Origin of the sequence: Sulfurospirillum sp. MES, from assembly GCF_000789415.1 — a bacterium.
GTDB lineage: Bacteria > Campylobacterota > Campylobacteria > Campylobacterales > Sulfurospirillaceae > Sulfurospirillum > Sulfurospirillum cavolei.
The window spans coordinates 1-1,353 of record NZ_JSEC01000047.1 but is presented as its reverse complement, the minus strand read 5'-3'; the positions used below and the strand labels follow the sequence as shown (position 1 = coordinate 1,353).

The following is a 1,353-nucleotide window of genomic DNA, read 5'->3' as shown; positions in this document are numbered from 1 at the left end:
CTACACGGGACCTGAAGGTGCTAAAGGCGAGTTTGCTCAAGTGGGCGGCGAAAAAGCGGCGTATACCGATCGCTTTTTAAACATCAATAAAACCGCGCGTGAACTGATGAGTGCCAAAGAGCCAAAAGTAAGACTTCTTTGGGTTGCATGTAAAAACGTTTTCGCGCAAGATTTTGATCGTAACCAGTTGATTCGCGCGTTTCAACAGCTCGATCTTGTCGTTGTTGCCGATCAATTCTTTAATGAAACCGCTAAATGGGCGGACATCGTACTTCCCGTAACCACTCAATTTGAAGAGTACGACGTCAACGTCTCTTACTGGCATTACTGGTTGAGTATCAACGAGCAAGCGATTAAACCGCTTTTTGAGATTAAGTCCGATCTTGAAATCGCGGCGATGCTTTCCAAACGTATGAATCAACTCTCCAAAGGTTCGTGTACGTTCCCGCAAAGCGTGGACAGTAAAGAGATGACGATCAAAGAGTTCAATCCGGCAATTTACGAGCAATTCGGTATCCAATCATGGGAAGAGCTTAAAAAGGGTCCTGTTAAAGCCAAAGCGGTTATTCCCTATGCCGACGGTAAGTTTAAAACCCCTAGCGGTAAATTTGAGTTTTATTCGGATAAAGCGTTGGAGCTTTTCGGTAGCGCATTGCCGGCGTATCTTGAAGTTCGTAAGCCCTACGATCGTTTCCGTATGACCTCACCTCACAGCAGGTGGAGCTTGCACTCTCAGTTCCAAAATTTGGAATGGATGGAGGATTTTCATCCGGAGCCGTATGTGTATATCAACCCTGATGATGCGGAAGAAAAGATGGTCGACACGGACGATATGGTTGCCGTTTTCAACCGCCAAGGTGTTTTACGCGTGCGTGCGAAAGTGACCGATAACGTTCAAAAAGGAACGCTTTTGATGTACGAGCAGTACTACCACAACAAAATTTACAACGTGAATGAACTCGTCGATGATACCAGTTCAGACATGGGTGCGTTTAAAACGGGTGCACCGGGCGTTGCGTTACACGATACGTTTGTTAACTTCAAAAAACTATAAGAGGAGAGGACGATGCAAAAAGCATTTTTAGTCGACGGAAGCATCTGTCTTGGATGCAATACCTGTGCTATGGCGTGTAAAAACCAATACCATCAAGACCAAGGCGTTACGTGGCGAAAAGTCCGTGAGATCGGTGCGGAAGATTATCTGATCGACAATAACAATATTTTACCGACGCTGACCTCGTACCAAAAAGCACCGAAAGTGTCGATGCCGATGGAGCGGTTTTACTTCTCCTTGGCGTGTAACCACTGCGAAAACCCAGCCTGTGTCGCCATTTGTCCGGTCGGGGCGCATAC

Annotated in this window: 2 protein-coding genes; both read left to right on the top strand. The window is 46.4% G+C overall.

Features of this window, described 5'->3' with window-relative positions; all coding sequences use genetic code 11:
• On the top strand, nucleotides 1–1,054 hold a 1,054-nt coding region (locus tag OA34_RS13315; protein ID WP_039676240.1), incomplete at its 5' end, for a molybdopterin-containing oxidoreductase family protein.
• Nucleotides 1,055–1,066: 12 nt separating this feature from the next.
• On the top strand, nucleotides 1,067–1,353 hold a 287-nt coding region (locus OA34_RS13310; protein WP_039676237.1), incomplete at its 3' end, for a 4Fe-4S dicluster domain-containing protein.